This is a genomic window from Bradyrhizobium sp. 139 (assembly GCF_023074175.1).
Classification (GTDB): domain Bacteria; phylum Pseudomonadota; class Alphaproteobacteria; order Rhizobiales; family Xanthobacteraceae; genus Bradyrhizobium.
In genome coordinates this window covers 1-7,644 of the sequence record NZ_JADPKS010000017.1, presented here as the reverse complement: position 1 = coordinate 7,644, position 7,644 = coordinate 1, and the positions used below count along the sequence as shown (strand labels likewise).

The window sequence follows — 7,644 nt, the reverse complement described above, 5'->3', positions numbered from 1 at the left end:
CTACTTCACCCCGCTGCCAATCCGCTTGGCAGCCTAACCCCGGCAGAGGCTCCACTTATCAACGCGGAAAATCTGTTCAGACAACCGGGACCAGCTCACGACTTCTTCGAACAAGATCTTTTTGACTATGTCGAGCCAGAGGCGACCACCGGGCAACATCTACGGTTTGCCCCTCAGTATATCGAAGCGCGGTTAGGTTGGCGCGGGCAGTCAGTTGTTAGGGATTTGCACTGGGATCCACACGCCCGTGATTTGATCTTCGAGGAACTAAAAGAAAAAATTGGAGTCGCTATCGTCGCCGATGGCCTGTCAGGGGGCCACTTTCGAGTGAGTGATCGACCACCCACGCACCTCTATGTGGAGCTACGAGCGCCGCAACTTGAAATCATCATTGATATCCATCCCCGCCACTGGTCAGAGAGATACCTAAAACGCAGATCATATCACAAAAGTCCCGTCATCTATCGCAAGTCAGGACCAGCAACCGTCAAGGCTGGGGTGAGAATTCAAGAGGCCTCGCGAGCGCGAACGTCCACGGAACAATTTGTGGAATATTCTTCGTCAACGATCGGCCTGCTTTTGCCCTGACATGTGGACACGTCCTCCGGCTCGGATCAGAAGCTTTGGTGGGGCGACCCCGTCAGGTCTGGAAACTGCTGCTTGGATCGCATTCCGCGTGCGTCGGAAAAACTAGTCATCACTCAATGGACGAGGACAGCGAAGTACAGGAAATCGTCGAGACGCGCATTGATGCAGCGCTGGTCAAATTGAAGGCACCTGCGGCATTCAATTGGTGTGGGGCGTCTGTGCGCGGTGCTGTAGTCAAGCCGATCTCGTCCCTTCTGCAGGAGGAGCCTGTTGCATTTCGTGGTGCAGGGAGGCCTGGGGATACTTTGGCGCGGATCTCGGCGGTCACGGTAAGGAAGTCGATTGATCTGTTTGATAGCGGGGAGCTTTCATCCCTTACGGACGCCTTGATGATTGGACATAGGCAGCCGATGTACATACTGCTGCCGGTAAGTCGTCCAGAAGATTCAGGCGCAGCACTCCGGCAAGGCTTTTCCTTTGCAGGGTCCGTCACTAAGGAAAAACAGTGGTACGGCATGATCGTTGGTGGTGACGAAACTTCGGCATATGCCACCCACGCCGAATCGCTGTGGGCCTGGGCAGCTGAAGTAACGAATAACCACGATCTGGAGTTTGCGTTTATTAAATGAGTCGCCAGTCGGTTAACCCTCACCTGAATATGGGAGCAGTCAGCGCAGCACAGGCCTTCCTACTGTCGAAAATTCCCGACAGGCTCCTATATAAGCAGATTCGCCTTTCATTATTCCGGATCTAGTAATCCGCGCGTCAATCGACCTGCAGCCGCTTGCGGCACTGCGCACCTTGCGTTCCAGGCATCGATGTGGCCACCAAGCTCGAACGAACTCGCGTCTCCACCAATGCGTCAGAGATGGCGAGCGTGCTTGTCCGAGCGGTAAAGCATCAGGAGCGGCATAGGTGAAGCTCCTTTCATGATAAGGTAGGTGTTGAAGGCATCCAAGGTTTGAAGTTCCTGGGCATGCGAGACGCGATTCTGAGAGAGCGCGAACCGCAGCGCGATGCATCGAGAGTTTGCATGAGCTGCGCATGTGGATCGACCTCATTCATCTTCGCGTGCTGCCGCAGCATGGCGATAATCGTCTAGGTCCGACCACCGCCGTGACTGCCCGTTAGTTAAAAGCTTATCCTTTCCTTCTGATCGACAGCGTTGGAGTAGATCTCGTTCCGCCGCTTAAGAAACGCTCGAGTCGATGTGCGTGGATAACAGCATAGCGGATCGCCGCAGCGAGTTTGGATTTGCCGGCCAGGCGGGGCAGCTCCTTTTCCCACAGGGACGGCTAAAGTCATAACGACTGTCCGATATTTGTTTGTGCAACCCAACAAACGTCTTCTAACGGTGAAACCGGCGAAACTGCCAGACGCAGCGCCTCGCGGAGGTTCTGAGGAAGATGCCAGCGGTCGGCGACCTTGGTTGCATCGGGAGCTTCTCGACGGGCACCATCGGCATAGGTGCCGACGCGTTTGCGCGCCGCGATCTCGATGCCCGAATGGCCTTCCCGACCGTCTCGCCATTTCGATCCGGCAGCAGAGAAAGTACGCGGTTGCGCCGACATCCAGCATAGTCCGATTGGACGACGCGGAACCGGATAGATATGCGTACCGCGAGGGCCTGCTACCTATCAATGCTCGCGTTTCATGTGAATCGAGTGAACCGGGGTATGCGCGTGGTTAGCGCCAAGTTGGTGAAGACGATGATGCAGACGATGATGAGCAAGTTCTAGAGCGGCTCTTAAGCGTGAATGCCGAACTTCATCGGCCCTCGGAGCCAGTGTATCCAAGTAAGCTATTGACCCCTCGATCTGCGCAAGGACCGCGACTGCGTCGGCCGTTGCAAAGATTGGATCACCTCCGACCTCGACGTAGACGGCGCTGGTATGTGCAGCTATGTCAGCAGCACGTTCACAGACACTGCCTCGAATGCGTATCGCCAACCAACACGACTCTGTGACATGCAGTGCGCTCTGCCCTTGGCACGACAACTTATCGTAACGGAATTCATCGACAACCGCGCCGTTACGAATGAGTTCTACGCGGTTCGTAAGGACGCTAACGGATTCAACTCGCCAGTTGACCGCAACCGTCCCGCCTCCAGGAGGGAGCTGGATCTTGCTTCCAGGAGGTCGCCCTTCCACGGCCATACTAACGAGGGGTCCGACTGTGATGAACGTGTCCCCACTCCGCACAGCGTCCATCCAGTTCCGATACGTAAAATCGCGGTGTCCGAGGTGCGCATATGTTCGGACCCCTCCAAGGAGGTATGCAGCGCCCATCTTGTCGGAACCCGCAACCAACGGCAGCTGATAGCCAATGTTCAGATACCGATACCAATCGGCAAGGCCGAAAGCACTGATCTGCCCCTCTCGCGGATTGAAGGACATCATCTCGATCGCGTCCACCACTCCAAGAATGATGTCCGCTGCACGCTCGGCCTGTGGGTTCGGCGCATGTGGCATCACGACGAGGCCTCCTTGCTGACGGCAACGCTCTGCCCAGCCGGCCATGATGGTATCTAATGGATCACCGATCGCTGCTTCATCTGGGCCGCCGGCAGAGAGCGGATTGATGATCTCGCCTTCATACCCGAGAAGAGAGATGTGCCCTAGAACCTGCATGCGGTTCTCTGTTCCGACGCGAACCAAGAACTCGCCATCGCCGCCGAAGTCCTTCGCTCCCAGAGTCGTTCGGCCGTCGAAGTCGCCAACGTTACTGAACATTTCGCCCCACTGGGCCGCGAGCAAGTTGACAACGTTCACCCCTTCCGCCTGCCCCTCGAGAAGGGCAGTCTGCGGGCTCAGAAAATGAACATGCGTGTCGGCACTAACCCAACCATGCTCGCGCCAGCGCAGCACTTTCTCAAGCTCGAAGGTAAGGGTCTCCGTGTTCTGATCAATGTCGACAATGCGCCGGAGCGGGCGCATCTCAAAGCCCCTTGTTATTTCGACGGAGACAGCGCCGATCGGAAGATCGATGATACAATTTCCATCCACATAGGCATATTGATTTAAGCCATTTGCAAATTCGGCGGCGAAGTCCTCAAACCAGCCGCGATTGACCTTCCGGTGGTGCCCTTTTGGCGGGATGTACTCACCGTGCGGGCCATGAACATGCAAGCGTGCGGCAACGCGCCGGCCTGTGTCGTTATCAATTATCCGAAATGCGACGGGCCTCGCGGCTGGCTCGATGGCTAGGGCTTTGAGGGGGGAGTTGGTGGGCGAGTGCGTAGCTTCCAGCGAACGAAGCTCCTGCACGAGCAAGCCGTTTTCTTCAGACCGCAGATAAAGTCTTGCATCGGGGTGAGCCGAGTACTCGACGATAACTTCTCGATCAGACCGCACGGGCTGGACGTCATGCAGATCGCTCAGCCAATCGGATTGCGAGTACTCGAGCACGGCGCGAGCCGAGATAACTGTACCGAGGTCAATACTGACCTGATCACATCGATCGTCGGTGTCGAGTTCTCCTAGCTTGTTAAGACGAACCCCGGGGGGTAAGCGCATTCTCAACTTGCGGCGATCTCGAAGACGCAGGGGATGCTCCGCGAGCGCAGTCGTACTCACCGCATAGATCAGCGAGGCGTCATTTTCCGCGCGCATCCGAAGGCCTGTAACCTCCTTATGGGGATGCGGATTAGGCAGCGCATATAGCCAAAGGTTTTCTCCTTGAGTAAAATTAAGGCGTCCCGAACGCATGCGCGTCTCGGCAAGACCGAAGGCTAGAGTTGGCGCCCGGCCAAGTTCAAAGTCTTCGCGATGGGTGACGTGTACGGTTGGCCCTCGTGCCGGTACCGCTGCAAATGGACTGGCACCGAAACATATATGCGTCTGTTGGATTCCGAACCGCCGCAATACGGGAACGTGACTCTCAGTACCATCGGTATACTGGAGCGAGTAGGTCGACACCAAGTCGCCAAGTTCGTTGCCCTCATTAGTAGTGGAAGGTATGGCCGACCCGGTATGCCCAAAGCCATGAGGCGTCGTGGGAGGGCGATCCGCGACTACCTGAACAAAAATCACGTAAGTTGCCACTGTCGGCGGCAGGACGAGGTTGGCAGGAGCTTTTCCGGGATATAAGGCGAGCACATCCGGACCATCTTCGTCACCGAAGATGAACGGTATGCCTCGACACGTCTGGTGTCCTCGGAGCTCGTCGGTCCAATCGCTGTCGCCCTCTTTCCTACCGAGCCCAACGCCCAGTTCGTGCCGTCTAGCGTTGAAATTGCCTTTAAGGTCCAAGGGAGTGAAATGCGGCGAGGCGGGCGTTTTCATTTTGGCTTTACTCCGATGGGCATGTTGCCCGTAATAGACATGAACGTATCGCATTCATGCGGCTCGCGCGTCCCGACGCCCCCGATGAGCCAACACTTCATTGCAGGACAGGCAGAAAGCGGCTGCGACCGGTCGGATTCGAACCGTGGGCATAGCGCGACCCATTTGGCTTCGGTGAACGGCGGGCATACCCGGACGCCTCTGTGGAGGTTAGACTTAGCCGTACAGAGCTGCTCCCTTTTCTGCTTCCGCTAGTTCGAAAGAGACTCACCATTGCGCTGGGCGCGCAGCAACAAGGTTAGCTGTTCTGATCCTTCTCTTAGACAGCACCGGCTTGGCGACAGCTGACTGAAGCGGCACCGTCACGATGCTTCCGCTCGCATACTTTTGGTCGAGCATTGTGTAGGCGAGGTCGACAGAGAACGTCAGGTTCTTGACCGGGTTCCGGCGTGTGGTCAGACCAACGACGACGCCGTGGTTGAGAACTGGGCATTTGTTGTCTCCTTGGGACAACGGGACGAAAGACGGTGCAGCGTTACTGTTGCCCGATAAAGCTAACTGTCTCCCAATACCGATTAATGCAATGAAGGGAGCATTGACGCTCAAATTCCGCGCTCAGGCGCCGTTTTCGGCCGGATCGAACGCCTACGCCCTTACTGGACCGGCCCCGCAAACTGATCTTGGAAGCCGCCTCCATGCGTATGTGGCGAGAAGTCGGACGAATTATCCGAAGAACAGTGTTATCGACATTTGCGGAGAACATCGAACACTTGATGGGACGCGAGTGTTGACGGTCTTGCGCAAGCGAAACTAGCAGACGCGATACTCGACAATGCCATGCTCAAGGACGTTGCATCAAAAACAAAAATTACGACTGTAATGCTAGTTTCAGGTGACTAGGTTGTCATATCTGACAGAGGAATTCAAAAACATGATCGGGCTCCCGCGGCAGTCTTTCATGGCCATGATCAGGGTAAATCAGCATGTTCTTCTTGCTGGTGATCTTGTTATAGGCCGCAAACTGCGTGCTCGGCGGGCAGACGGTGTCCATCAGGCCGGTGACCATAAACACCTCTCCCTTGATGCGGGCCGCCAGGTGCTGGCAATCAATATATCCTAAGCGCCCGCAATGTGTTCATGGGTCGGATCAAACAACCGAAAGAACGTCCGAAGTTCCTGATAAGCGTCCTTCGCCAGATCCATTTCCCAGACACGTTGATAATCGCAGAGAAACGGGTATGTCGCTGCCGCGCGGTGGATTCGCGGCTCGAGCGCTGCACAGGCTAGAGCTAAACCTCCCCCTGCGAGCAGCCTTCGACGGCTACCCGCTCGGCATCCACCTCGGGCATGGCCATCACGATTCCCGCCAGTTGCGCCGCATCCAAGAAGATGTCGCGAAACAGCAGCTTATCCGGGCCGTCATACAAACCGCGGATTATGTGCCCATGATAAGGTGTTGCCTTTCACTCCACCGACAGTCCCCCCTGGCCTCGGCAATCGAGCGCCGCGACCACAAAGCCGGCCGCCGCAAGGGACAAGTGTCCGACCCAGTCGCCGCTATTTGAGCTATAGCCATGAAGTCTGACCACGGCTCGAGCCTGCTTCGAAAGTAGCTTAGGGCGTACGAGCTTGGCATGAATCCGCGCGCCGCGCACTCCAGTGAAGAACAGGTCAAAGCAATCCGCGAAATTGGCCTTGAAAGACGCCGGCACAATTTCCACGTCAGCATTCAGCGAGCGCATTTCCGCGAGTGACCTATCCCAGAAGTCATCGAAGTCCTCCGGCCGCGGGTTGCGGCCCTGATACTCTTGTAGGTGTGACAAAGGCATATCAACTATCGGCATAGGTGAAGAATCCTATCGTGACAGGAAGCTGCTGAAGGCATCTGGGCTTTCAAGTTCTAAGGCATGCAGGACTGGAAAGACTGGCGGCCATCTCCCGCAAAGTGCTCGGCGTGGGGCGAGTCTACACCGCCACCTATTTCCATCAGCGTCGAGCACTCCATTCAATACGGAAAAAACAGAGGCTCCGCAATCGCTAGGCTTGTCATCTAACCGAGCGACATACAGGAGCCTGAACCTTCCTGTAGCCTTTGCCTGCAATCGCAACAGATTGGAGTCGATCAAGCAATATGAGTCTGTCCGGCTTCCCTGATTCCACGGAACCTCTGCCGGCTCGCCCCATTGATCTTCATTGGGGTCGCTCTCAAGCGCAGACTGCAATTGCTTTCGCAAAAGGGCCGCGGCGGCCAGTGCAGCTCGACAATCATTAGCGGGCCTCCCGTCCAAGTAGGAGAGATTGCCATCAAGAGGCGAGGGATGCCGCTTCGGAAAGAGGCTCGAATCCGTTAAGTAAACCAGCAGGCGAAGGAAGCTGCAGGCGGGCCGGTCCGGAGAGCGCCATACAGCTTCGAGTCGAACGATTATCAGCCCCCGAGTTTGTTGTGCTTCATGCAACGCCCAAATCGGGAATGCGTTCGATCGTCAGGGTGATGATGCGCCGCATTCGTTCGATGATCTCGCGCACCTGATCTTCTGTCACGATCAAAGGTGGACACAGGGCGAGAGTATCACCAATGGCGCGCAGGATGAGACCCTGATCGTGGGCGATCTGCATTGCCATTGCGCCCACTCGTCCGGGCTCCGAGAATGGGCGCTTCGACTTCTTATCAGCAACTAGTTCCAGCGCAGCAAGTAGGCCTACCCCGCGCACATCTCCCACGAATGGCAATTCGGCGAGTTGCCTAAGTCCATTCTGAAATGGCGCTTCCAGT

7 protein-coding genes and 1 pseudogene are annotated in these 7,644 nt (G+C 56.3%); 2 read left to right on the top strand and 6 right to left on the bottom strand.

The window, feature by feature from the left end; translation table 11 throughout:
- Positions 1–588: hypothetical protein (locus IVA80_RS04730; RefSeq protein WP_247426060.1), on the top strand; the 588-nt coding region annotated here is incomplete at its 5' end.
- A 116-nt stretch (positions 589–704) separates the two neighbouring features.
- On the top strand, positions 705–1,217 hold the full coding sequence (locus IVA80_RS04725; RefSeq protein ID WP_247426058.1) for a hypothetical protein: 513 nt from the start codon (positions 705–707) through the stop codon (positions 1,215–1,217).
- 672 nt (positions 1,218–1,889) lie between these two features.
- Here IVA80_RS04725 and IVA80_RS04720 read toward each other — a convergent pair.
- From IVA80_RS04720 to IVA80_RS04700, 6 genes and pseudogenes are all read right to left on the bottom strand, one after another.
- Complete coding sequence (locus IVA80_RS04720; RefSeq protein ID WP_247426056.1) at positions 1,890–2,159, bottom strand: hypothetical protein; 270 nt, start codon at positions 2,157–2,159, stop codon at positions 1,890–1,892.
- 66 nt (positions 2,160–2,225) lie between these two features.
- Positions 2,226–4,871, bottom strand: a complete 2,646-nt coding sequence (locus IVA80_RS04715; RefSeq protein ID WP_247426055.1) for a CehA/McbA family metallohydrolase — start codon at positions 4,869–4,871, stop codon at positions 2,226–2,228.
- Between the two features lie 267 nt (positions 4,872–5,138).
- Positions 5,139–5,477, bottom strand: a complete 339-nt coding sequence (locus tag IVA80_RS38545; protein WP_346347963.1) for a hypothetical protein — start codon at positions 5,475–5,477, stop codon at positions 5,139–5,141.
- Positions 5,478–5,775: 298 nt separating this feature from the next.
- Positions 5,776–5,982: an acetylxylan esterase gene (locus IVA80_RS38190; protein WP_346347964.1), complete on the bottom strand. Its 207-nt coding sequence runs from the start codon at positions 5,980–5,982 to the stop codon at positions 5,776–5,778.
- A gap of 5 nt (positions 5,983–5,987) precedes the next feature.
- A pseudogene (locus IVA80_RS04705) lies at positions 5,988–6,700 on the bottom strand (acetylxylan esterase).
- A gap of 619 nt (positions 6,701–7,319) precedes the next feature.
- A partial coding sequence (locus IVA80_RS04700) for an aminotransferase class III-fold pyridoxal phosphate-dependent enzyme (protein ID WP_247426053.1) occupies positions 7,320–7,644 on the bottom strand: 325 nt, incomplete at its 5' end.